This window comes from Caproicibacterium argilliputei (genome assembly GCF_029211325.2).
In the GTDB taxonomy this organism is placed as follows: domain Bacteria; phylum Bacillota; class Clostridia; order Oscillospirales; family Acutalibacteraceae; genus Caproicibacterium; species Caproicibacterium argilliputei.
The window spans coordinates 1,119,227-1,142,375 of sequence record NZ_CP135996.1; the positions used below are offsets into that span (position 1 = coordinate 1,119,227).

Annotated in this window: 22 protein-coding genes; 18 read left to right on the plus strand and 4 right to left on the minus strand. The window is 55.0% G+C overall.

Annotated elements, in window-relative coordinates; translation table 11 throughout:
* The first annotated feature begins 2 nt into the window (after positions 1–2).
* The gene (gene ispE / locus PXC00_RS05315; RefSeq protein WP_275845573.1) at positions 3–872 is read left to right on the plus strand and encodes a 4-(cytidine 5'-diphospho)-2-C-methyl-D-erythritol kinase; all 870 of its coding nucleotides are present in this window, start codon (positions 3–5) and stop codon (positions 870–872) included.
* Positions 873–962: 90 nt separating this feature from the next.
* Here ispE and PXC00_RS05320 read toward each other — a convergent pair whose 3' ends face one another.
* The 3 genes from PXC00_RS05320 to PXC00_RS05330 form a co-directional block, all read right to left on the minus strand.
* Positions 963–2,117, minus strand: a complete 1,155-nt coding sequence (locus PXC00_RS05320) for an FtsW/RodA/SpoVE family cell cycle protein (RefSeq protein ID WP_275845575.1) — start codon at positions 2,115–2,117, stop codon at positions 963–965.
* A gap of 134 nt (positions 2,118–2,251) precedes the next feature.
* Entirely contained in the window at positions 2,252–4,426 is a 2,175-nt protein-coding gene (locus PXC00_RS05325) for a sensor histidine kinase (RefSeq protein WP_275845577.1), read from the minus strand.
* Positions 4,371–5,102: a response regulator transcription factor gene (locus PXC00_RS05330; RefSeq protein ID WP_275845578.1), complete on the minus strand. Its 732-nt coding sequence runs from the start codon at positions 5,100–5,102 to the stop codon at positions 4,371–4,373. The genes PXC00_RS05325 and PXC00_RS05330 overlap by 56 nt, the downstream gene beginning before the upstream one ends.
* A gap of 256 nt (positions 5,103–5,358) precedes the next feature.
* Here PXC00_RS05330 and PXC00_RS05335 point away from each other — a divergent pair, with 256 nt between their 5' ends.
* From PXC00_RS05335 to PXC00_RS05365, 7 genes are all read left to right on the plus strand, one after another.
* Positions 5,359–7,026, plus strand: coding sequence for a formate--tetrahydrofolate ligase (locus tag PXC00_RS05335; RefSeq protein WP_275845676.1), 1,668 nt, complete (start codon positions 5,359–5,361; stop codon positions 7,024–7,026).
* A gap of 1 nt (position 7,027) precedes the next feature.
* Positions 7,028–7,477, plus strand: coding sequence for a tRNA (adenosine(37)-N6)-threonylcarbamoyltransferase complex ATPase subunit type 1 TsaE (tsaE, locus tag PXC00_RS05340; protein WP_275845579.1), 450 nt, complete (start codon positions 7,028–7,030; stop codon positions 7,475–7,477).
* A 14-nt stretch (positions 7,478–7,491) separates the two neighbouring features.
* Positions 7,492–8,187 (plus strand): tRNA (adenosine(37)-N6)-threonylcarbamoyltransferase complex dimerization subunit type 1 TsaB, encoded by a 696-nt coding sequence (gene tsaB / locus PXC00_RS05345; protein WP_275845582.1) that lies wholly within the window; start codon positions 7,492–7,494, stop codon positions 8,185–8,187.
* A gap of 15 nt (positions 8,188–8,202) precedes the next feature.
* Complete coding sequence (locus PXC00_RS05350; protein WP_275845584.1) at positions 8,203–8,982, plus strand: methyltransferase domain-containing protein; 780 nt, start codon at positions 8,203–8,205, stop codon at positions 8,980–8,982.
* Positions 8,983–9,038: 56 nt separating this feature from the next.
* The gene (gene rpiB, locus PXC00_RS05355) at positions 9,039–9,482 is read left to right on the plus strand and encodes a ribose 5-phosphate isomerase B (RefSeq protein ID WP_275845586.1); all 444 of its coding nucleotides are present in this window, start codon (positions 9,039–9,041) and stop codon (positions 9,480–9,482) included.
* A gap of 29 nt (positions 9,483–9,511) precedes the next feature.
* Positions 9,512–10,150, plus strand: coding sequence for a uracil phosphoribosyltransferase (gene upp, locus PXC00_RS05360; RefSeq protein WP_275845587.1), 639 nt, complete (start codon positions 9,512–9,514; stop codon positions 10,148–10,150).
* Positions 10,151–10,322: 172 nt separating this feature from the next.
* A complete protein-coding gene (locus PXC00_RS05365; protein ID WP_275845677.1) occupies positions 10,323–10,760 on the plus strand; it encodes a phosphotransferase in 438 nt (145 codons plus the stop codon).
* 140 nt (positions 10,761–10,900) lie between these two features.
* Here PXC00_RS05365 and pglX read toward each other — a convergent pair whose 3' ends face one another.
* The gene (gene pglX / locus PXC00_RS05370) at positions 10,901–14,011 is read right to left on the minus strand and encodes a BREX-1 system adenine-specific DNA-methyltransferase PglX (RefSeq protein WP_275845588.1); all 3,111 of its coding nucleotides are present in this window, start codon (positions 14,009–14,011) and stop codon (positions 10,901–10,903) included.
* A 209-nt stretch (positions 14,012–14,220) separates the two neighbouring features.
* Here pglX and PXC00_RS05375 point away from each other — a divergent pair, with 209 nt between their 5' ends.
* From PXC00_RS05375 to spoIIIAC, 10 genes are all read left to right on the plus strand, one after another.
* Positions 14,221–15,786: an O-antigen polysaccharide polymerase Wzy family protein gene (locus PXC00_RS05375; protein WP_275845589.1), complete on the plus strand. Its 1,566-nt coding sequence runs from the start codon at positions 14,221–14,223 to the stop codon at positions 15,784–15,786.
* 6 nt (positions 15,787–15,792) lie between these two features.
* Positions 15,793–17,058, plus strand: coding sequence for a polysaccharide biosynthesis tyrosine autokinase (locus tag PXC00_RS05380; protein WP_275845591.1), 1,266 nt, complete (start codon positions 15,793–15,795; stop codon positions 17,056–17,058).
* Positions 17,059–17,242: 184 nt separating this feature from the next.
* Positions 17,243–17,470 carry a FeoA family protein gene (locus PXC00_RS05385; RefSeq protein ID WP_275845593.1) on the plus strand — a complete coding sequence of 76 codons (228 nt, stop codon included), beginning with the start codon at positions 17,243–17,245 and terminating at the stop codon, positions 17,468–17,470.
* Entirely contained in the window at positions 17,467–19,476 is a 2,010-nt protein-coding gene (gene feoB, locus PXC00_RS05390; RefSeq protein ID WP_316935127.1) for a ferrous iron transport protein B, read from the plus strand. Before PXC00_RS05385 ends, feoB begins: the two co-directional genes overlap by 4 nt.
* Positions 19,477–19,488: 12 nt before the next feature.
* A complete protein-coding gene (locus PXC00_RS05395; protein ID WP_275845596.1) occupies positions 19,489–19,644 on the plus strand; it encodes a FeoB-associated Cys-rich membrane protein in 156 nt (51 codons plus the stop codon).
* Positions 19,645–19,784: 140 nt separating this feature from the next.
* A complete protein-coding gene (locus tag PXC00_RS05400; protein ID WP_275845598.1) occupies positions 19,785–20,729 on the plus strand; it encodes an L-lactate dehydrogenase in 945 nt (314 codons plus the stop codon).
* Positions 20,730–21,006: 277 nt separating this feature from the next.
* Positions 21,007–21,306, plus strand: a complete 300-nt coding sequence (locus tag PXC00_RS05405) for a Dabb family protein (RefSeq protein ID WP_275845599.1) — start codon at positions 21,007–21,009, stop codon at positions 21,304–21,306.
* 165 nt (positions 21,307–21,471) lie between these two features.
* Positions 21,472–22,488: an ATPase, T2SS/T4P/T4SS family gene (locus PXC00_RS05410; RefSeq protein WP_316935129.1), complete on the plus strand. Its 1,017-nt coding sequence runs from the start codon at positions 21,472–21,474 to the stop codon at positions 22,486–22,488.
* The gene (locus PXC00_RS05415) at positions 22,418–22,903 is read left to right on the plus strand and encodes a stage III sporulation protein AB (protein ID WP_316935130.1); all 486 of its coding nucleotides are present in this window, start codon (positions 22,418–22,420) and stop codon (positions 22,901–22,903) included. The genes PXC00_RS05410 and PXC00_RS05415 overlap by 71 nt, the downstream gene beginning before the upstream one ends.
* Before the next feature lie 50 nt (positions 22,904–22,953).
* The gene (spoIIIAC, locus tag PXC00_RS05420; protein WP_086035491.1) at positions 22,954–23,148 is read left to right on the plus strand and encodes a stage III sporulation protein AC; all 195 of its coding nucleotides are present in this window, start codon (positions 22,954–22,956) and stop codon (positions 23,146–23,148) included.
* Position 23,149: the final 1 nt, after the last annotated feature.

Consider the following 23,149-nt stretch of genomic DNA (forward strand, 5'->3'; position numbering starts at 1 on the left):
TTGTGCTGACGGAACCTGCGTTTGCAAAGCTGAATCTGGCATTGGACATTACTGGGAAGCGGGCGGATGGTTATCACCTGCTGCAAATGGTCAACGTGAGCGTTTCGCTCTGTGACACCCTCACGTTTGAGCGGGCATCGGGCGGCTTGCAGGTACACTGCCGGACGCAGCCGGGGGCGGCACCGGTGCCGGATGGACCGGAAAATCTGGTTTACCGCGCGGCGGAAGCGTTTTTTGCGCTGACCGGTGAGCAAGATCGGAATGTTCGGATTTTCGTCGAAAAGCACATTCCGAGCCAGGCGGGGCTGGGGGGCGGCAGTGCGGACGCTGCGGCCGCCCTGCGTGGATTATGCCGGCTTTATACCCATCCGCTGTCGGCGCAGGCGCTTTGCCGCGCCGCCGAGAAACTCGGCGCGGACGTGCCGTTTTGCGTGCAGGGGGGGACGGCACTGGCAGAGGGCATCGGCGAACGCCTGACGCCGCTGTCACCGCTGCCACCGTGTTGGTTTGTTGTTTGCAAACCGCCGGTGGGTGTCGATACCGCGCAGGCGTACCGGCAGGCTGATGAAGCGGCTTCCTTGTATACGCCGCATACGCCGCCGGTTCTTGCGGCGCTGCGGGAGCAAAGCTTGCGGAAGCTCGGCGCTGCGCTTGGCAACACCTTTGCGGCAGCGCTGCCCCTGCCACAGGTGCAGGCGCTGGAGCAACAGTTGCGGCAGGCAGGGGCGCTGGGAGCCTGTATGACCGGTTCCGGTTCGGCGGTTTTCGGTCTGTTTGACCGGCAGGAAACCGCGGTGGAGGCTTCGGCTGCGCTGGGGCGGTGTTGTGCGGATACTTTTCTGTGTGTGCCGCAGAAGGCCATTACCCTTTAAAAGAAAACAAAAAAAGAAGACGCGCTTGCGGCGCCCCTTTCGGGTGCGTTGCAAAGCGCGTCTTTTCCTATCTTCGTTTTTGTGGGCGTGCTATTCAAACAATCGGCGGCTGTTGCGACCGTCTTCGCGGTGTATCACAACGCTTTCCACCAAACCGAACCCGAAGTACAGACACATCACAGAGGAACCGCCGGAGCTGAAGAACGGCAGCGTAACCCCCATAACCGGCAGCAGGTTCAGGCACATACCGAGGTTAAACAGTGTTTGGGAAAACACCATTGCAAAAAAGCCAATGCAGATACTGCTGCCCTGCAGGTCGGTGGAGCGGCGCGCGTTGCGCAGGCAGCGCAGCATCAGTACTACCAAAAGTACGATGATGGCAACACAGCCGATAAAGCCAAGCTGCTCCCCGGCCACAGAAAAGATGAAGTCACTTGCCTGTACCGGCACAGCGCTGGAGTTGACCCGCGGTGAAACAAACAGGCCGCGCCCGGTCAGCTGCCCGCTGGAAATGCTCATTTTACCGGCAAGCTGCTGAAATCCGTAATTGTTGGGGTCGGTTTCCGGGTGGCGAAAAATCAACATACGGGCTTTCTGATAGTCTTCCAGCAGAAAGTTCCACGCAATCGGTGCGCCCACCGCTGCCACACCCAGCAGCGCGGCAAAATAGCGCAGCTGCACGCCAGCGGTAAAGGTCATAAACAGGAACATGAAAATAAAAATAATCGCGGTGCCGGTGTCCCCTTCGCGCTGTACCAGCAGAATCGGGACGGCAGCGTGCACCAGAAGCAGCAGCACGCTTTTGAAATCATGCAGGCGCTCCTCTTCCTGCAGCAGATCCAGGTGCTTGCCGAAGGTTATGAGGAATCCGATTTTAACCAATTCACTGGTTTGAAAGGTGATGCCTCCCGGCAGCGAAAGCCAGGCGCGTGCATCAACACCGCCGGAACCGGTGATGGAAATGCCTTTCCACAGTGTCAGCAGCAGCAGAAAAACGCAGAATGCCGCAATGGGAATCCAGTAGTTTGCAATTGTGCGGTAATCAATCAAAGTGAGCACAATGGCGCCGATGTAACCGACGACAACGGCCATCAGCTGCACAGAAAAGTAGCTGCGGCCGCCACCGGTTTTGGGAACAGTTTTCAGCAGCAGCAGGCTGTAAGCCGAAATCAGCAGCATGATGATCCAAAGCAGCTTGTCGGTGCGCCGAATGTAATCAGCCGCGCGTGTACCAAAGTTATGCATCGCATACGTCCTTTCGCCGCGTTCTGCACGCGGAACAGATTCCAAATTATTATAGCACAAATTTCTTCGGTGTACTACTCTAATCGGGTCGAAAAAAGGGTGCGCCGAAGCGCACCCTTCCGAACAGGACCGGTTTATTGAAAGTCAGTTGTATTTGCCGAAGTTGATTCGGCTTTCGGCGGCTGCCCAAGTGGCAGAACCACCTCAGCGGTAAAAAGATCTGCCTGCGCGGAAATGGAGAATCTGCCGCCGCAGGCCTGCGTGAAGCTTTGCGCGATGGAAAGCCCCAGCCCGCTGCCCTCTGTTGTGCGGTTCTTGTCGCCGCGGGTAAAGCGCTCCAGCAGCGCCTGAGCATCGCCGATTTCATACTTTGACGTATTGCGAATGCGCACGCAGGCGTTGACGGGGTCAATGGTGAGCGTTACAAATATGCGCGAGTTTTCCAGAGAATACTGCGCCGCATTTTGAAAGAGGTTTTGAAATACGCGGTACAGCCGGTCGCCGTCCGAGTGAATCCACACCGGCCGGTCCGGCAGCTGTGTACGGAATGTGACCGGTGCCGCCGCAATCCGCTCATCCATGTCTGCCAGCGTTTGGCGGAGCAGCTTTGCAAGGTCCAGTGTTTTGCTGTTGACGGTAAGGTTGCCGCTGACGGCTTTGGAAACGTCAAACACATCCTGTACAATGGCCTTGAGGCGGTCGCTTTTCTGCGCAAGGATTTGTACGTAGTCGCGCGCAGTGGGGGAGAGCTCCTCTTCCTGCAGCAGATCCACGTAGCTGATGATGGAGGTCAGCGGCGTTTTCAGGTCATGACTGACATTCGTGACCAGCTCCACTTTCATGCGCTCACTGCGCACACGCTGGTTCACCGCCTCTTCGATGCCACCCTGCAGGTCGTTCAGGTCATAGGCAGCCGCCGAAAGCTGTTCGCAGCCGCCCACATGAATAGGCTGCGGCTGTGAGCCGCTGCGAAGCAGCCGGATTTGCTCCGTCAGCTTTGCCATCTGCAAGCCGAGAAATTCGCATTTTTTCCAGCAGCGGTACTCGAGGTAAAACACAAGAGCCAAGGTGGCGCTGAGCGGCACGAAGGAAAAGAAAAAGAGAGAATCCGGCATCTGGCCGCCGGCAGCCATCAAGAACAGATAGCAAAGTATGGCGCAAATATCCACCACAATATACAGCGGCAGCAGCCAGCGTTGAATTTGTTTTGCCAGCGGGGTCTTTTCACTCCCGCTCCGCAGAGAGCCATGCGCCCGCTGCCACAGGGTACGAAGCAAGCTGCGTCTGGCAAAGGTATGAAAGCGCAGGTCGTTGAATAGAAAATAGGCAAGCCAAACATACCAGAGCAAAAGAAAAATCATGCGGAACAGCGTGAGCCCCCAGCCATTGTACGACTGGTAAAAGAATAGAAAAAGTGGGAGAAAACACAGCACAGCCAGCACAACCAGTTTTAGTTCCGCTGGAATATTTCCGACCGCCTCAGAAAAAATGTTTTCCACCCGGTACTTGCCTGCGTGGGCCAGCGCACTGAGAACCAGCAGCAGCACTGCCGCGCTGAGTAGCAGCACAGAGGCATCGGTGATGGTGTTGTACAGATGCTTTTCGCTGGTATACAGTTGGTAAACCTCTGTGAACGGTGTGTGGTTCGGAATTGCCAGATACACCGTTCGCGACTGGATGGAAAACGTTTTTTCCGTGTGTCCGGAGTAATCAGTCAAGTCTGCAAGGCGGTAGTTCAGAAGCATATTACGCAAAGATACCGCCCACTGGCGGCTCGGCAGGTTATCCGGCTGGCTTGCCTGGGTGAGGGTGACCTGCGTGATAACACTGTCTTTGATTTGCACAGTCAGCAGAGGAACGCTTGTTCGGAAATTGTCAGATTGCAAAGTGCTGTAATTGATATCGCCCTGCTGATAAATCAGGTTTCCGTTTTCAACGGCGGCACAGGGAAAAGGCAGCATATCGTAAGCGTAATCTTTGTAGCCATGAAAGGAATACGGATAGGAGGAATCGTCATAGGACTTTCCATTTGTTTGCACGCGTGACATCTGGTTGACCGTGGAGAGCACCGACTGCCGAAAAAGGTTGGTATCCTTTACGTCTGTTTGCAGGAGGTCGTAATAAGACGTGTCACCTGCATCAGCCGCTGCCCGCGGTCCCAAAAAGCAGGTTCCGACCGTCAGCAGCAGGCTGACACCCAGAAAAAAGCTGACCCAGCCGAGCAAATGGCTGTTTCGCCAACCGCCGACCTGCTCAGGGGCAGCCTGCGGTTCTTTTTGCTTCTTTAATTCTTTCCATTTTGTAGCCAAGACCCCACACCACCTTTAAATATTCAGGTTCTTTCGGATTGAGTTCGATTTTTTCACGGATGCGCCGGATATGTACCATCACGGTGTTTTCCACACTGTAGGCATCCTCCTCCCACACCCGCCGATAGATTTCCTCAGCGGAAAAAACACGCCCGAGGTTTTGCATGAAAAGGCTCACGATTTTAGTTTCCGTTGCGGTCAGGTGCACCGCTTCGCCGTCTGCAGTCAGCTGCATTGCCGCCGGGTCAAAAGCAAGCCGCCCCGTGCGCAGAATGCCGCGGCGCTGCTCGTCGTGGCGGCTGCCCAGCGTTTTGTAGCGCCGCAGCTGCGACTTTACCCGCGCGGTCAGTTCCAGTGGATTGAACGGTTTGGTGATGTAGTCGTCCGCACCCATGGAAAGTCCCAGAATTTTATCGGAATCCTCACTTTTTGCGGACAGCACCAAAATGGGCAGGTTCCGCTTTTCTCGAATGCGCATCACTGCGGAAAGGCCGTCTAGCTTTGGCATCATCACGTCAATAATCAGCAGACAGATCTGCGGATTTGTTACTTTTTCCAACGCCTCCATTCCGTCGTAGGCACACTCTGTCTGCAGACCTTCCTTCTGCAGCAGCAGCGCAATGGCCCTTGTGATTTCGTGGTCGTCATCCACGACCAGGATTTTGTCTTCATTCATTATTTTCCTCCTGTGCCTTTTATCATAGCCTGAAAATCTTACAAAGAAGCTGCCGGATTTCTTACAAATTTCTTACAAAGCGCGGCAGAGCCGTCTTCGGTTTCTCCATTTTAACACAGAATAGGAAAATCTGCAGCGTGCAGCCCGCCCAAAATGAAAAAATGAAAAGATAGACGAAATCAGTGCTTTCGCAACCGCTGATATTGTGCTATACTGAAAAGCAAGTATGTGCAAGAATCGTACAAGGAGGGACCGTATCGTGACAGACATCGAAATCGCCCGACAGGCGAACAGAAAGCCAATCACGGAGATTGCCGCTGCACTTGGCGTTCAGGATGAGGAACTGGAACCCTATGGGCGCTATAAGGCAAAGCTGAACCAATCCTTATTCGACCGGCTTGCAGACGTGCCGGATGGAAAACTGGTGCTTGTAACAGCCATTAACCCCACCCCCGCGGGCGAGGGCAAAACCACCACCAGCGTTGGTCTGGGGCAGGCCATGGCGAAAATCGGGAAAAAGGCCGTTGTGGCTCTGCGGGAGCCGAGCCTCGGGCCGGTGTTCGGCATTAAGGGCGGCGCTGCCGGCGGCGGTTATGCACAGGTAGTGCCCATGGAGGACATCAACCTGCACTTCACAGGCGATATGCACGCCATCACAGCGGCAAACAACCTGCTGTGCGCCATGCTGGACAACCACATTCATCAGGGCAATGCGCTCAAAATCGATACGCGCCGCATCTTGATTTCCCGCTGCATGGACATGAACGACCGCGCGCTGCGCAGTGTTGTGGTTGGTTTGGGCGGCAAGCCGAACGGCTTCGTGCGGGAAGATGGCTTCTGTATTACTGTGGCAAGCGAGGTCATGGCTATTTTCTGCCTTGCTGAAAATCTTCATGACTTAAAAGAGCGTCTGGGTAAAATCTTGGTGGCGTACTCCACGGAGGGGGAGCCGGTTTATGCCAAAGACCTGCACGCACAGGGCGCCATGGCCGCGCTGCTGAAAGACGCGATTAACCCCAATCTGGTACAGACGCTGGAAAACACACCAGCGATTATGCATGGCGGCCCCTTTGCAAACATCGCGCATGGGTGCAACAGCGTGCGAGCAACCCGCATTGCGCTCAAGCTTGCCGACTACTGCATTACGGAGGCAGGCTTCGGCAGCGACCTCGGTGCGGAAAAGTTTTTGGACATCAAGTGCCGCTTGGCTGGTCTTACGCCTGCGGCGATTGTCTTGGTAGCAACGGCGCGCGCGCTGAAGTACAACGGCGGCGTGCCAAAAGCCGAAACAGCCGCGCCCAATCCGGAAGCGCTGAAAAAAGGCATTGTGAACCTCGGCGCGCACATTGAAAATATGCGCAGCTACGGGGTGCCGGTGGTTGTTGCCATCAACCGGTTTGAAACGGACTCTGTGGAGGAACTGCAGTACATCGAGCATTACTGCCGCGAGCAGGGAGCGGAATTTGCGCTTTCTGAAGTTTTCGCCAAAGGCGGCGAGGGCGGAATCGAGCTCGCGAAAAAAGTAACAGCGGCCTGCGAGCAGGACAACAGCTTCCACTGCCTGTATCCGGACAGCAGCACCATTGCAGAGAAAATCGAGCGGATTGCCACGGAAATCTATGGTGCCAAGGATGTAGCTTATGCGCCGAAAGCGAAAAAGGCACTGAAAGAAATCGCGGCACTCGGTGGCGGAAGCTTGCCGGTCTGTATCGCCAAAACGCAGTACAGCCTTTCGGATGACGCTTCCCTGTTGGGCCGCCCGCAGGGCTTCACGCTGCATATCCGTGACCTGAAGCTTTCCAGCGGCGCAGGCTTTGTGGTGGCCTATGCGGGGAATGTGATGGTCATGCCGGGACTGCCCAGGGTGCCCTCTGCCGAAAATATCGATGTGACGGATGACGGCCGCATTACGGGACTGTTTTAAAATGAAAAAGACAATTTTGACGAACAGTGCCGCACAGACAGAAGCGCTGGGTGAGCGCCTTGCGCAGAACCTGCAGGGCGGGGAAGTGCTTGCCCTGTTCGGCTCGATGGGCATGGGAAAAACCGCCTTTACGCGCGGACTTGCTGCCGGACTGGGCATCCGAGAGGGCATCTCCAGCCCGACCTTTGCGCTGGTGCACGTTTATGACGGCGGTCGGCTGCCGCTGTATCATTTTGATATGTACCGTGTGGAGGGGTGGGATGACCTCTCCTCGACCGGTTATTTTGATTATCTGGAAGACGGCGGCGTTCTGGTGATTGAGTGGAGCGAGAATATTGAAGCTGCGCTGCCGCCCGAAGCGGTGCGAATCACTTTTGCGCGCGGCAGCGGGGACGATGAACGTGTGATTACGGTGGAAGCGCCGGATGCGGCGTTTCCACAAACTCTGTAAGCAAGGAAGTTACTATGAAGATATTAGCGATTGACTGCTCTGCCGGGGCAGCCTCCGCCTGCGTCTGGCAGGATGGGAAAGTGCTGGGAGAGTGCTATACCAATGTGAAGCTGACACACAGCCAGACACTGATGCCGATGCTCTGCGGCATTTTGGAGTATGCAAAAGTGGAACTGCCGCAGATTGACGTCTTTGCGGTTACGGCAGGGCCGGGTTCCTTTACCGGTGTGCGCATTGGTGTGGCAAGTGTCAAGGGCATGGCATTTGCACAGGGAAAGCCCTGCGCTGGTGTTTCCACCTTGGAAGCCATGGCGGAAAACCTGCGGGTTCTGGACTGCACGGCTTGCTGTGTGATGGATGCCCGCTGCGGGCAGGTTTACAATGCAATGTTTGCTGTCAAAAACGGCGTGGTGCACCGCCTGACGCCGGACCGTGCGCTGTCGATAGAGGAACTGGCACAGGAATGTGCCGGCTGCAGCACGCCGGTGGTTCTGGTGGGGGACGGCGCGCAGCTCTGTGCGGAGTCGGCGGCATTTGCCGCAGTGGATGTCCGACTTGCGCCGGAACCAATCCGCTTTCAGCGTGCTTGCGGTGCGGCTGTTTGCGCCGCCCGTGCGGCAGAAGCGGGAAAGCTGCTTTCAGCGGAAGAGCTGCTGCCGGTCTATCTGCGCCCGCCGCAGGCACAACGCTCTTTGAAAAGGAAGCACTGAATCAAGGGAAAGAAGGTGTGTGAATTGGAAAAATGGAATTCAACGCAGTATCTGAAGTTTCAGGCAGAACGAACGCAGCCGTCAATCGATTTGGTAAAGCGGCTTTCCGTGGAAAATCCGAAGCGGATTGTGGATATCGGCTGCGGTCCCGGAAACAGTACGGCAGTGCTGCAGCAGAAATATCCGCAGGCGGAAATCATCGGTGTGGACAGTTCGCCGGAAATGCTGGCGACCGCGGCAAAAGCGCACCCGGAGCTCTCGTTTCAGCTTTGTGATGTAGGTGCGGATTTGTCCGCACTTGGCGGCGGATTTGACATTGTGTTTTCGAACGCCTGCATTCAGTGGGTGCCCGACCATTCGAAGCTGCTGAAAAACCTGCTGGGTCTGCTGCGTTCGGGCGGCGTGCTTGCCGTACAGATTCCTGTTAATCAAGGGGAGCCGATTCATCAGATTATCATGCATTTGGTGGGAAGTGCAAAATGGAAACCAAAATTTCGGCATCCGCGCATTTTTTACACGCTGTCTGCAGAAGCCTATTTTGATATCCTTGCATCGTGCGCGGCAGATTTTACGATGTGGCAGACGACGTATTTTCACCGTATGCAGTCTCACGAGGCCATTTTAGAATGGTATCGCGGCACAGGACTGCGCCCGTATCTGTGTGAACTGCCGGAAGCCGAGCAGGTAGAACTGGAAAGTGAAGTTTTGGCGCAGGTGCGCAAAGCGTATCCGGTACAGCAAAACGGCGAAGTTATTTTTCGCTTTCCGCGTTTGTTCTTTACCGCCGTGCGGTAAGCGCGTTTTTCGGTATAAATCGTCAAATTTTATCGTTGGAATATGGAGGTATGAATATGTTGGCAATTGGTTGCGACCATGGTGGATTTCAGCTAAAAAAAGTGATTGAGTCTTATTTGGACAGTCGGCAGATTGCGTATCAGGATTTTGGTACGGACAATGAGGAAAGTGTGGACTATCCGCCCATCGCGGCAAAGGTTGCACACAGCGTGGCAGAAGGCAAGTGCGACCGTGCCATTTTGTGCTGCGGTACGGGTATCGGGATGTCGATTGCCGCGAATAAAGTCAAGGGAATCCGCGCGGCAGCCTGTACAGAAGCGTACAGTACCGAGATGACCCGCCGGCACAACAACTGCAACTGCCTTTGCCTGGGCGGGCGGGTGCTGAATGCAGAGCAGGCCGTGGAGCTTGTGGGAATCTATTTGGATACTCCCTTTGAGGGCGGCCGTCACCAGCGCCGTCTGGACGAAATTACGCAAATCGAGAATGGGGAGCTGTGAGCAGCTCCTTTCTTTTGGAGGATAAGAAAATGCAGGAACAGAAAAACGTATTTGTTATGGACCACCCGCTGATTCAGCACAAACTGACCTATCTGCGCAACAAAGATACCGGCAGTAAGGACTTCCGCCAGCTGGTCAGTGAGATTGCCATGCTGGAGTGCTACGAGGCAACACGTGATTTGCCGCTTGAAGAGGTGCAGACCGAAACACCGGTTGCAGCAGCTACGACCAAAGTGCTCGCGGGGCGTAAGCTTGCGTTTGTGCCGATCTTGCGTGCGGGGCTTGGCATGGTGGACGGCGTGCTTTCCATGGTGCCGGCTGCAAAGGTGGGCCATATCGGTCTTTACCGCGACCCAAAGACGCTTGCACCGGTGGAGTATTACAGCAAGCTGCCCAGTGACATTGAAAAGCGTGAAGTCATTGTGCTGGATCCGATGCTGGCAACCGGCGGTTCCGGCATTGACGCGGTGACCATCATTAAGCGCAGCCACCCCAAATGCATTAAGTTCATGTGCATCATTGCGGCGCCGGAGGGTGTAAAGGCATTTACCAGCGCCCATCCGGATGTCAAGCTGTACTGTGCCGCGGTGGATGACCACCTGAACGAACACGGGTACATTGTTCCCGGCCTTGGGGACGCGGGAGACCGTATTTTCGGCACTTTATAAGGTGTAAAGAAAATTTATTTACAAATGCGTCTGTAAAGCTTTTTACAAGTGCAGACGTATTTTTTTGTATTTTGCGTTTTGCAGAGGAGGAAAAGAATGCCGGTCAGCAGAACGAAAAACCGAAAGTCAGCCGCACAACTGGAGCAGATGATGCGCCGCGCGTGCCCAACAGATTCGCGGGGCAAAGTTTGGCTTTCCCGGGCAGCCTGAGAAACAGGGAACAGACTGGTTCTCTGTTTCTCAGGGGATGCTGCAGGATGCATATTCGGATGCGGAGTGCTTTGCGATTCCGCTGGGTGTTTCCGAACGGGAATTATCGGCGCTCCTGAAACGTCACTGTGTCTATTTCGCAGAAGCGACACAACCGCATCTGGTACATTGGAACCTGTGGGCAGGCAACATTTTTGTGCAGGAAAGACGTGTCACCGGGCTGATTGACTTCGAGCAAAGTATGTGGGCGGACATTTTGATGGAAACAGGCTTTCGCACCAGTCAGCAGAACGCCGCATTTCTGCGCGGCTATGGGCAGGTTACCTTTTACCAGAGAGGAGCAGGTGTGGATTCTGCGATAGGATGCTTATTTGTATCTTCTGAACCGCTTAGAGTGTGATTACCGCGGATACGAAACGCGGGAAATGTTTGACTGGGCAGGACAAATGCTGCAGAAAACAGTACAGAGCCCGCGGAACGTTAAAAAACCGGAAGCATTGCTGCTTTCGGTTTTTTGTATCTATGCTGTTGTTGTCAAACTCAGCGAATGCTGCGCAGGATGGCCTGCAGTTTTGCAAAATTCGCAGGAATACCGTCATTGCGGTCAAAGACCGGCGGATGTGCAGCAAGTGCCTGCAGCTTCTTTTCTTTCGGTGAAAGCGTGGCGAGAAAGCGAACCGCAGCGGTCAGGTTACTGTGGTAGTACAGCAGCGCGGGCTTGCCGCAGCAGGTCTGCCAGTAGATCGGGCGCTTGCGGTACAGCTGGCAGTGGCTGCGGAAAAAGGTGCGGGTAAACCAACGCTTGAGTACATAGGCGGTGGTTCCTTTGCCTAAGAGGGGCGCGAGGGCGTCAGCGGCGCCCTGCCCGAAGCGCGCCTCCAGAAATTCCGTAAAAAGACGCGGTGCTTCTTCCAGCAGAAGCACCGGACGGTCTTGCGGCGGCCGCCAGAACGTGCACGGAAAACGTCCGAAAAATACACCGACGAAAAAGGACAGCAGTGTTTGAGCGTCCCGCTGCGGGTCAGCCGGCGTAACAGAAAGGTCGTCCGGCGCTGTCTTGACCGGCGCGCCGGTACCGTAAAGCGTGGCGAAGTGCCGGTTAATGGCTTCTTCGTTCGTCTGCAGCTTTTGGCAGCGGGTATTGGCTGTTTTTCGGCGGCTTTCCAAAGCTTGCTCCAGCGTGCTGCCCGCTGCCTGCAGCAGCGGATGACCGATAAAGTTCCAGCTGGTTTCGTTTTCATCCCAGTCTTCACGGCAGAGGGCAACAGCCTCCGCCACCAGTTTCTCGATGCCAGAGCGGTCTTTAGCCTCCAGAATCGGCAGGCGGGAGATGTCCCCAACCTGGCAGTTCAGCGTTGGATTCAGTACCTGCAGCAGTTCGAAAGCGGTCGAGCTGCCCAGAAAGCCGAGTCGGTACAGCCGGTCTTCCGGCTTCGGAAATAGGGAGGAGCCGGCAATGTCAAACACAAATCCGGCGGGGTATGCGCGCACGCTGAATTTGCTGGAACTGACGAATCCCCAACTCAGGCTTTCCTGAAAGTAATGCTGCCGCCCGGGCATGGCGGCACTTTGTCCGCTTTTCACGCGATAGTTGCGGATTTCCGCGCCGAAATCCGCAAAGTCCACCACCCACTCCTGGTTGCCGTACCATTTGCGGTAAGCGCCGCCTTTGTTATAGGGAAACCAACGGCACAAGCTCTTGCGGCAGTCCGGCTCTCCGGTGCAGGAGAAATCAATGTTGTCGGGTTCCACTTCCCACCAAAGGCGCAGAAAGCGTTGGTTGCTGCAGGTGAACAGCCCGTTGCAGATGGCAGTGTCCGCTCCAAGCGGACGCCCCTGCCGGAACACGCGCGCAATGCTGCCGCCGGCCCAGTACGCAAAGGGGCTGTCGGGAATCTGCCGGAAATCGGAAAGCCGGGCTTCATAGTCCCACGTGCTGCCGGGATGGGCGGCGGCCTGCGCGACCCGGCGACCCATCTCTACCATGCCGCCGGAAAAGCCGGTGAGCTTCAGGTATCGCCCGGGGTCCTCTTCTTTTTTGTTTTGCAGAACAAAGGTGCACACCGGCACAGTGGCTTCTTCAAAGGCGGAGTATTCTAACTGCACCAGAGAGGAAACGGACTTTTTATCCGCCAAAAAGCGACGCAGATGCACATAACTTTTAATGAACATCCAGACAAACGGCGTCATAAAGCCGCAGTATCCGTTCGGTTTGCAGAAGTCGAAGTTCCGTACCATAAAAACGGCGAACAGGTCGTTGTTGTATTTCGGCCAGTTGGCATCCACAAATTTTCGCAGCGGCTTTGCCATGTGGTTCAGGTACGGCGGATTTGTGACCACGGCGTCATAGGTTCCGGCAAGGATGCCGGTCTGCTGAAAAAGCGGTTCCAACTGCTCCAGCACCTTCCGTCGTGCTTCCATTTTAAACAGATTGCCCGGCCAGGATTCTTGACGAATTTCCGCAAAGCGCGCCTGCAGCAGGGCGCTGTCCACTTTCGGCGCGTGCAGGAGCGAACCGAATTGCTGGGCGCCGCGGTACGCGGAAACCATACGGTGCAGGTCATCCTCCAGTGCTTCACTGCCGTTTGCGGCGTAATGCAGGGTTTCCCGGGCAATTCCTTTGCTGCCGCGCATGGCGCACAGGTGCAGCACCGGGTGCTTCCTGAGAATATCCGGACTGCAGGCGTGCGCCTTCATGAGCAGCGCAAAGGCAGTCAGTTGGCGGCTGTGGTCGTCAAGATCCAGTCCCCAGAGGTTGTGCTGCAGAATCAGCGGCGCGGCCTCTGCCGCGGAATAACCGCATTCCGCGTAGATGTTCAGCAGCAGGTCAAATGCATACACCAGGATGTGGCCGCTGCCCATGCAGGGGTCCAGCAGGCGCAACTGGGTGGGTTCCATGACCGGGCGCGTGGTTTTCTGCGGGGTATCCAGATAGTAGGGCATCTGCGTGCGCAGGCGGCTGTCCGGACGGCTTTCCAGCCAGATGCGGCCCAGCGTGTTCTGCACCATGTACTGCACCACCCAATCGGTGGTAAAAAACTGTGTGGCAGCCGGAACATCGTGCATTTTGACCGCACCGCGGTACAAGTCGATGGCGCGGCTCTTTTCTTCCAAATGATAATACTGATACAACCACCCAATGATTTCTACGTTGTCCCGCCAGTTGTTTTCCGGCAGTTCGTTGCGGAAAAGAAACGCCGCGCCGCGCGTGCAGTGCAGGGAAAGCAGCAGGTCGTCACAGGCAGGCGCAGGGAAAAAGTCCGGCATGGCACCGTGCAGGCGGGTGCATTCCGCCAGAACAAGACGGGTGTAAAGATCGTCGCGATCTAACGTGTCTTCGTGCCGCCGCAGCCAGTGTGCCAGAATCTCCGGCAGTTCTTCAGAGGGCGCGGGAGTCAGCACGCGCAGGGGCAGGCAGCCGTTTACCTCCAGAAAGCGAATGCCGGCAAGCTGCATAAAGAAACGGTAAGCAGCCCCCCGACACAGCGCCGCTTCACCGACCAGAGAAGCTTTGCGCAGCAAGAGATCCTGCTGTAGACCGGCCTCTTCTGGCAGACGCGGGCCGCGCAGAGCCTGCAGGTTAAGATGTGCTGTTTGTTCCAAATCCGCGCGGACTTTTTGCGCCAGCGCGCGCACCGCTGCTTTTTCCATCCCGTTTACGCCTCATTTCGCCTGTTTCAAACTATTATAGCGGAAAGCAGCCGTTTTGTCACGCACGCCGCCGCGCTGCATGATTGTGTGTATGTGCGGATATGCCAAGCTTGTAAATCGCGAAAAAGGATGGTATAATAAAAAAGCTGTACAAAAATTAAAAATCCAGATGCCCTTTTGTGCAAATCTTTTTCTTTGGGGGAATGCCCATGCTGCGTGTGAAACGGATCAGCGCGGTGCTTGATTTGATTGCTTTCGGTGTTACGGCCGTGCTGTTCCTTGCTTCCGCCGTTTTTCGATGGATGGGAGAACCTTATGTTGAAACCGCGTTTTATTTGATGCTGTTTGGCGTCATTGCCTTAGATGCGGGTGCTTTCCTGCATTCTGCTTTTCATATATATCGGGATGTTCACTTCCTGCTGTTTATCTTTGCGTACAATCTGCTGCTGATTGGGCGGATTTATTTTAATGCCATGTATTTTCCACATAAAATGCTGCTGGCACTGGAGGCAGACAGCTGGGATAACCTCTATACGGCTTTTTTTGTGGTGGCACTGGCATTGCTGTTTTTTGTGGTGGTTTACTACGCGGCAGAGCCGGTTTTTGCAAAATATGAAAAGCGGATTCGGGAAGGGCACGCACAGAAAACCAAAGAGAAGCAGGCGCTTCCGGTCATTCGTCAGCTTTCGATTTTTATGCTGTATGCTTCTTCCATACCGTATCTTTACACCATGGCACTCAAAGTGCTGGCGGTGCTGGAAAACGGCTATACGGCATCCTTTACGGACACGGTGCAGATTCCGGGAGTCATCAGCCGCCTGTCCACATTTTTTGTGCCGTCTTTTGCGGTGTTCTTGGCCACGCTGCCCACAGTCAAGGAAATGAAGCTGCCACTTTTGGTGTATTGCGTGTATATGCTGGCGTCCCTTTTGACCGGTCGGCGCAATATGCTGGTAACGGAAGCGCTGATGCTTTTGGTTTACTTTACGATGCGAGATTTCCGCAGGGATAAAGGGAAACGGTACCTGACCAAAAAAACAGTGGCGCTCTGCGGTATTGGCGGCATACTGGCGGCATATCTGCTGCAGATGATGGCGTACAAGCGCGCGGGCAACTTCATTTTAACCCGCCCCATCGGTGATGTGCTGATGAGCTTTGTGGACTCGCAGGGTGCGAGTTTCCGTGTGGTGATTCAGACGGTGAACAATCTTTCTTCCTTTAACCAGAACATTACCTGGATGTATCTGCTGTATCCGTTTGAGTTGTTTGTGCACAACAATCTGGTGTTTCGCAATCTGTTTGGTCTGCAGCCAATCGTAGAGGTGCAGAACGAAAGCTTCGCCAAGACAACGCATAATTTTGCGCACGTGCTGACTTATAAAGTTGACCCGCAGCGCTATGAGGGCGGCGGCGGTTTCGGCACTTCGTTTGTTGCGGAAGCTTACGTTGCCGGCGGAATTGCTGCAGTGATTCTGATGGCGGTGCTGGCGGGACTGTTGTTCCGCTTTATGTCTTCCATACTTGCGCACAATTGGGTTGTGGTGGCATTTGGCCTGTTGGCTTTCCGCGAGTTGATTTACCTGCCGCGCACATTTGCTTTCACTTGGGTGACAGATACATTCAGCATTACCAACATTGTTTACTTTGCCGGTCTGTACGTTGCGGCGCTGTTGGTGGTGCAGATCAGCGCGAAAGTGCGGAAGCGAACGCGGGCACCGGCTGCCGGAACACTCCCGGCCGGAAAATCCCCATCGAATGAAATTATCGGAGGTTAAATGATTATGGAAGTGAGCATAAGCTTTTCAGATATTTGGAACTTTGTAAAACGAAATTGGTGGAAACTGCTGATTGTTGTTGTTTTGCTGGCAGGCGTGGGTGCCGGAATGTCCCTGAAAGTTCTTTCTCCGACGTATGCGTCAGACTCGACGGTTGTAATTTCCTGCACAATTCCGGAAAACGCAGACAAAGATTACCGTCTGCAGTATACTTCCATACTGGCGAGCCGCGTCAACAGCGGTCTGGCGCTTGCTAATGCCACGCAGATTAAGCAGGAAGTGGCAGATGAACTGAATGTGCCGGTGGCGGAGATTCTGGACATTAAGGCAACGCTGAATCAGAATGCCCCGAGCATCAAAGTTACCACATCCACCAGCAACGCAAGCATCTGCGCCAAAGTTTCGGACACTGCCTGCGAAATCCTTGCGAAGCAGCTCAAGCAGATGTTCCCCACACCGGAGCTGACCGTCACCATGGTAGATCCCGGCAAGAAAGCGGTCGCGGTTTCCTCAAAGATGGCTGCGGTTAAAGGTGGCATACTGGGCGGCGGCTTTGCACTGGTGGTCTGCTTTGTCTTTGCTGTGCTGAAAGTCTTGCTGGACAAGCATCTGCGCAACAGCGTCTTTGCGGCAGAGGCGCTGCAGATTCCGCTGCTTGGCACAGCGGGAAGCGGCAAGGGAAAACCGCACGCGGAGGAATATCGGCGCATTCGCTCTGCAGCACTGTTGCAGGCAGGCGAAGGCCGCAGTCTGCTGTTTGCGCCGGTCAGTAGAAACAGCAAAGAAGGAGAACTGCTGACCGGACTGGCGCGCAGTCTGGCGGGCAGCAAAAAGAACGTGTTGCTGTTGGATGCCGATATGGTTAATCCACAGTGGGCAGCTAAAATCGGTGTGCAGCCGAAGGCTTCTTTGCTTGCAGTGCTGAACGGCAGTGCATCCTTGCAGGACGCGGCAACGCCGACCGATACCGAGGGGCTGCATTTTCTGGGCTGTGCCGCCGCACCGGAGGCGGACAGCGCGGCGGATTTGCTTGCTTCTCAGTCGTTCGCGGATCTGCTTGCGAAGGCAGAGGAAACCTATGATTACATTTTGGTCAGCACGCCGGCAGAGGAGTCCAACTCGGCTGCCGACAGTGTCGCTTCTGTGTGCGACGCAGTTATCATGGTGGCGCGTTATGGCGTGACACCCATGGAGCAGTTCCGCACCAGTCTGTCCCGTATCCGCGCTTCCGGCGGTAAAGTCATCGGGTTCGTTACCACGGACGCGGGCTGAAATTAGAATAGAAAGCAGGTACTGCACAGTTTGCAGTGCCTGCTTTTTTATGCGCGGAATTGCTGGGGAAAAGCTGCCGACAGGACATCGGCGCTTGACTTTTTTTTCACTCTGGGCTATAATGATTTCGCCAAAGATAGCATATGCTAACTAAAGATAGCTTTGGCTAACAAAGGAGATGCTTATGACACTGGATCAACTTCCGATTGGTCGTGAGGCAGTTATTCAACAGGTCGGCGGGGAGGGCGCCCTGCGGCGCCATATGCTGGAGATGGGTCTTACACCCCATACACGGGTGCAGGTGCGAAAAGTTGCACCGATGGGTGACCCCATTCAGCTGGAGCTGCGCGGCTATGAGCTGACGCTGCGCCTGGAGGATGCCCGAAATATCACGCTGGAGGAAACAAAATGATTTTTGCATTGGCAGGCAACCAAAACTGTGGAAAAACCACGCTATTTAATCAGCTGACTGGCAGCAATCAACACGTGGGCAACTTTCCCGGTGTTACGGTGGAGCGAAAGGACGGTGTCATCCGCGGACATAAAGACGCGACGGTGGTGGATCTGCCGGGTATTTACTCGCTTTCGCCGTACACCAGCGAAGAAATTGTGACGCGTGACTTCATTTTAAACAGTCATCCCGATGGAATCATCAACATTGTGGATGCGACGAATATCGAGCGGAACCTTTACCTGACCATGCAGCTGATTGAGCTGGATCGCCCAATGGTAGTGTGCCTCAATATGATGGATGAGGTGCGCAATAACGGCGGAACCATTCATATCGATGAGCTCAGCCGCGAACTCGGTGTGCCGGTCATTCCGATTTCCGCCAGTAAAAATGAGGGCATTGACGAACTGATTGATATTTTAATGGAAACGGCGCAGAATAAACAGAAGCCGAAGCGGCAGGACTTTTGCAGTGGGCCGGTGCACCGGTGCATTCATGCGGTGGCGCACTTGATTGAGGACCATGCGCAGCGGCTGGGCGTGCCGCCGTACTTTGCCGCCACCAAGCTGGTGGAAGGGGATGCCCCCATGCAGAAAGCGCTTGCACTCAATGAAAATGAAATTGAAATGCTGGGGCATTCCGTCAAGGAAATGGAGCGTGACCTAAATACCGACCGGGAAGCCGCCATGGCGGATATGCGGTATTCCTTTATCGAAAAGCTTTGCGGAAAAACGGTGGTAAAGCCAAAGGAAAGCGTTGAGCATCGGCGCAGTGTTAAAATTGACGCCGTTTTGACCAACAAATATGCTGCCATTCCGATTTTTCTGCTGGTCATGCTTTTGATTTTCTGGTTAACGTTCGGCGTTATCGGCGCGGCGCTCAATGATTTGCTGACGCTCGGCATTGATGCGGTCACCAACGCGGCAGCGGCCGGTCTGCAGGCGTACGGTATCAATCCGGTGATTCAGTCCCTGCTGGTCGATGGCGTTTTTGCCGGGGTGGGCAGTGTGCTTTCCTTTTTGCCCACCATTGTGGTTTTGTTTTTTTTCCTTTCGCTTCTGGAAGACAGCGGGTACATGGCGCGCGTTGCGTTTGTGATGGATAAACTGCTGCGGCGCATCGGCCTTTCCGGCAGAAGCTTTGTGCCAATGCTCATTGGCTTTGGCTGCTCGGTGCCTGCCATCATGTCCACGCGGACGCTGTCGAGTGAGCGCGACCGCAAAATGACCATTTTGCTCACGCCCTTTATGAGCTGCAGCGCCAAGCTGCCGATTTACACCATGATTACGCTGGCTTTTTTCCCAAAGTACCGCGCGCTGGTGATGATTTGCCTGTACTTCGGCGGAATGCTCATGGGCGTATTGAGCGCGCTGCTGATGAAGCACACGATTTTTCACGGCAAGCCGGTTCCGTTTGTTATGGAACTGCCGAACTACCGGCTGCCCAGTCCGCGCAGCACCGGCATGCTGGTCTGGGAAAAGGCAAAGGATTTTCTGCAGCGTGCCTTTACCGTGATTTTTCTGGCGTCCATTGTGATTTGGTTCCTGCAGACCTTTGATGTTCGGCTGAACCCCGTTGCCAACAGTCGCGACAGTATGCTGACGGACATCGGGCAGTTTATTGCGCCGCTGTTTGAGCCGCTCGGCTTTGGTGACTGGCGTGCAAGTACGGCTGTTCTGACCGGCTTTATTGCCAAGGAAGCGGTTGTGAGTACCTTTGCGGTCTTGACCGGTGCAAGCGGCACCGCGCTGCCGCAGGTGCTGTCAACGCTGTTTTCGCCCATGGCGGCCATTTCCTTTCTGGTATTTGTTCTGCTGTATTCGCCGTGTGTTGCCGCCATCACTGCGGTTCGGCGAGAGATGAACTCGCGCCTCTCGGCAATTTCTGTGGTGCTCTATCAAACCGGGCTGGCGTGGTTGACTGCGTTTGTCGTTTATCAGGTCGGTTCCCTGTTCATTCACGGATAAGGAGGAATCGTAATGCAGGTACAGGATTGGATTCTGCTGGGTATTTTAACGGTGCTGGTTGTTCTGGCGGGTCGTTACTGGTGGAAACACCGACACAACTGCTGCGGAAACTGCGCCGGCTGCAGCCATTGTGAAGCCTGCCGCAGCAGCCGAAAAAAACAATCATAAGCGTGTGGCTGCCTGCAAAAATCTGTGGGCAGCCACTTGTTTCCTGCCCGAAAAAAAGGTATGATGAAAAAGGGATCGGCGGGTTTTTCCGCGGATTCCGGAAAACAGCGGCACCTAACCAAACAAAGGAGGTACGGAATATGGTGAATATGCAAAAATGCGCGATGATTGGCTGCGGGTTCGTGGGGGCAACCTCTGCGTTTTCTCTGGTGGAAAGCGGCCTTTTCAACGAGATGGTTCTGATTGATGCTAACCACGACAAAGCAGAGGGCGAAGCCATGGACTTGAGCCACGGCCTTGCTTTCACACAGCCGATGGAGATTACCGCCGGTGATTATCCCGATTTGAAGGACTGCGGTATCATTATCATCTCTGCAGGGGCGGGGCAGAAGCCGGGCGAAACCCGCATGGATCTGGTTCATAAGAACGTTTCCATCTTTAAACAGATTATACCGCAGATTGTGCGGTATAACCAGGAAGCCCTTCTGCTGGTGGTTGCCAATCCTGTGGATATCCTCACATGGGTCACCTGGAAACTTTCCGGCTTTCCGGCGCAGCGGGTGATTGGCAGTGGCACGGTGCTTGACACCGCCCGATTGAAATATTTGCTTGGCCGCCATCTGGACGTGGATCCGCGCAGCGTGCACGCGTTCATAGTCGGCGAGCATGGCGACAGTGAACTGGCTGTCTGGAGCAGTGCAAACGTCAGCGGCGTTCCGCTGAATGAATTCTGCGAACTGCGCGGTTATGAGGAACACGGAAAAAACCGGCAGCTGCTGTATGAGGAAGTAAAAAACAGTGCGTACCGAATTATTGAGAAAAAGGGTGCAACGTATTACGGCATTGCTCTTTCCGTACGCCGCATCTGCGAGTGCCTGGTGCGTGACGAGCACAGCATCCTTTCTGTCAGCAGCCTGATTCAGGGGCATTTTGGCCTGACAGACCTGTGCATGGGCGTTCCGACCATCCTTGGCAGCAAGGGTGTGGAGCGGGTGCTGGACATCGGTTTGAACCGGGACGAGCAGGATGAGTTGCTGCGCTCTGCAGCTGCGTTAAAGCAGGTCTTACAGGGAATAGAGCTTTGATTTTTGGTTAGTTGCTTCACAATTTTTCTGTAATGTGTTAATTATTTTGTGAAAACACGCCAGAACTTACCTGAAAAATTCACAGAAAGCATCACCAGGTGCAGGAGCTGATTTGTGCGTTCATCCAAAGTTTGTTCCGGAACCGAATTTGTATAGGTGTGCTTCCGTCGTTTATGGTATAATGCAGGTGTCGGAGTGTTTTTTCCGACGGTTCATTTGCAGGCGGCGGACTTGCCTTTGCGCAGATTCGCAAAACGGTAAAGGGGGTAAACGCATCATGGTAAGACATATTGTGTTGTGGAAATTAAACGAATCGCAGAGCAAGAATGCGGCTGGCGTGGCTGCAAGTCTTCGCAGCCGGTTCAAAGCTTTGCTGGGTGTGGTTGACGGCCTTACTGCCATAGAGGTGAACGCGGGCTACAAAGCTGGTGCGTATGATTTGTGCCTAATTGCAGATTTTGAAAGCAAAGAGGCGGAGGCGGCATATCAGCAGCATCCGGAGCATTTGAAAATTAAGGAACTGGTGCATACTCTGATTTCTGACCGCACGGCGTTTGACTATGAATATGCTGCCTGAACCACTCGAAAACTGAAAATTGAAATCCCGCAGGGTATGTGATGATGCATATCCTGCGGGATTTTTTTGTCTGTACGGTGCTGCCTTTTGGCTTTTGTGCACAGGGTTCTATGTGGTTTTGGCACTGCATAGGATATAGGGACAAGCGAAAGGTGGGACAACCAAATGGAAAATATGGAGGACGGTGCGCGCAGGTTTGACCAGGCTGTCGGCGCTTTGTGCCCGCGCGTAAAAAATCTGCTGCTGCAGCTGCCTGCTGCGGTGCGGGCAGAAACCTCGGAAGTCCGACTGCGTGTGCAGCGACCGGTTGCGTTGTGGCGCGGTGGGCACACCTGGTTTGTAACCGCCGCACATGGTGTCGTGCAGAACCCTGCTGCGGGTGTGTGCGCGGAAAAAAGCGATTTGGCGGAAAGCTTTCGGATGCTGTGCAGTTACTCGGTTTACAGTCATCAGGCACAGATTCGGGAGGGCTATGTTACGCTGCGCGGCGGGCATCGCGCGGGGTTGGCAGGTACCGCGCTGCTGCAGAATGGCGCGGTGACCGGTATGCGCGACATCACTTCGCTGAACCTGCGCATTGCCCGCCAGATGGACGGCTGTGCGCGAGAGCTGCTGCGGCAGGCAGGCAGCCTGCGCGGCGGATTGCTGCTGGCAGGGCCGCCGGCTTCCGGCAAGACAACGCTGCTGCGGGATATTGCCCGCCAGCTTTCCAGCGGCCTGCTTGGCGAATTCTGCAAGGTAACCGTAGTTGATGAGCGCGGGGAGCTTTGCGGCGTGCAGCAGGCGGCGTACGGCAGCAATCTGGGACCTTGCTGCGATGTGCTGGACGGATTTCCGAAAGCGGCAGGCATGCTGCTGGCGCTGCGCACGCTTTCGCCGGAGTATTTGCTGTGCGATGAGCTTGGTACGGCGCAGGAAACGGAGGCACTGGTGCAGTGTGTTAATGCGGGCGCGACGGTGATTGCCAGCGTGCACGCGGGCAGCCTGCAGGAACTGGTCAAAAGGCCGCAGGGACGGGCGCTGCTGCAGACAGGTGCGTTTGAAACCATTGCGCTGCTGGCACACGGCAGCCCCGGACAGATTCGGGCGCTGGCAAAGGCGGGTGATCTGCTTGCTGCGGATTCTGGGAGCGGCGTGCCTGCTTTTTGCGGGGACAGCGGCGGGCTGTCTGCAATCGCGTAAGCTGCGCGACCACCGCGACCGCCTGCGGGCTTTCTTAAAATTTTTGAGCGAGGTCAAGACGGAAATGACTTATGCGGGTGTGCCGGTGGAAGAACTTCTGGAGCGCCACGGCCGCGGGCTTGTCTTGCTGCAGCCGTATTTTCAAGCGCGGCAGGACGGCGCGGATTTTTTGACGGCGTGGAGCCGCACGGCGGAAAACGGCCTGCTGTCCGGACAGGAGCGTGTGCTTCTGCAGGGATTTGGAGAGGGCTTCGGCGCCACAGACCTGCAGGGGCAGCTTTCGCATTGCTCCCTTTATCAGGAACTGACGCGGAAGGAATTGGACACTGCCGAAAAGCAGTACAGCGAGAAAGGAAAGCTGTACCGGATGCTGGGAATCTGCATTGGTGCAATGGTGGCGCTGGTGCTGCTGTAAACAGGAAAAAGGCGGTGCTGCGGCACAGCTGAAAAATGGAGGGACGCTGCATGAACGTGGACCTGATTTTTAAAATCGCGGCAATCGGGATTATTGTTGCTGTGTTGAATCAACTGCTTATTCGTTCCGGGCGGGAAGAGCAGGCTATGATGACAACGCTGGCGGGGCTGATTGTGGTGCTGATGATGATTATTCAGCAGATTGACGTTTTGTTCCGTACCATCAAGTCCACTTTTGGGTTATGAA

Excerpts from the sequence above, each read along its gene's own strand:
- rpiB (WP_275845586.1), top strand. The coding sequence starts at position 9,039 with ATGTTGGCAATTGGTTGCGACCATGGTGGATTTCAGCTAAAAAAAGTG.
- feoB (WP_316935127.1), top strand. The coding sequence starts at position 17,467 with ATGATTTTTGCATTGGCAGGCAACCAAAACTGTGGAAAAACCACGCTA.
- tsaE (WP_275845579.1), top strand. The coding sequence starts at position 7,028 with ATGAAAAAGACAATTTTGACGAACAGTGCCGCACAGACAGAAGCGCTG.
- upp (WP_275845587.1), top strand. The coding sequence starts at position 9,512 with ATGCAGGAACAGAAAAACGTATTTGTTATGGACCACCCGCTGATTCAG.
- PXC00_RS05375 (WP_275845589.1), top strand. The coding sequence starts at position 14,221 with ATGCTGCGTGTGAAACGGATCAGCGCGGTGCTTGATTTGATTGCTTTC.
- PXC00_RS05380 (WP_275845591.1), top strand. The coding sequence starts at position 15,793 with ATGGAAGTGAGCATAAGCTTTTCAGATATTTGGAACTTTGTAAAACGA.
- PXC00_RS05395 (WP_275845596.1), top strand. The coding sequence starts at position 19,489 with ATGCAGGTACAGGATTGGATTCTGCTGGGTATTTTAACGGTGCTGGTT.
- PXC00_RS05385 (WP_275845593.1), top strand. The coding sequence starts at position 17,243 with ATGACACTGGATCAACTTCCGATTGGTCGTGAGGCAGTTATTCAACAG.
- PXC00_RS05410 (WP_316935129.1), top strand. The coding sequence starts at position 21,472 with ATGGAAAATATGGAGGACGGTGCGCGCAGGTTTGACCAGGCTGTCGGC.
- PXC00_RS05405 (WP_275845599.1), top strand. The coding sequence starts at position 21,007 with ATGGTAAGACATATTGTGTTGTGGAAATTAAACGAATCGCAGAGCAAG.
- PXC00_RS05330 (WP_275845578.1), bottom strand. The coding sequence starts at position 5,102 with ATGAATGAAGACAAAATCCTGGTCGTGGATGACGACCACGAAATCACA.
- PXC00_RS05320 (WP_275845575.1), bottom strand. The coding sequence starts at position 2,117 with ATGCATAACTTTGGTACACGCGCGGCTGATTACATTCGGCGCACCGAC.
- PXC00_RS05400 (WP_275845598.1), top strand. The coding sequence starts at position 19,785 with ATGGTGAATATGCAAAAATGCGCGATGATTGGCTGCGGGTTCGTGGGG.
- tsaB (WP_275845582.1), top strand. The coding sequence starts at position 7,492 with ATGAAGATATTAGCGATTGACTGCTCTGCCGGGGCAGCCTCCGCCTGC.
- spoIIIAC (WP_086035491.1), top strand. The coding sequence starts at position 22,954 with ATGAACGTGGACCTGATTTTTAAAATCGCGGCAATCGGGATTATTGTT.
- pglX (WP_275845588.1), bottom strand. The coding sequence starts at position 14,011 with ATGGAAAAAGCAGCGGTGCGCGCGCTGGCGCAAAAAGTCCGCGCGGAT.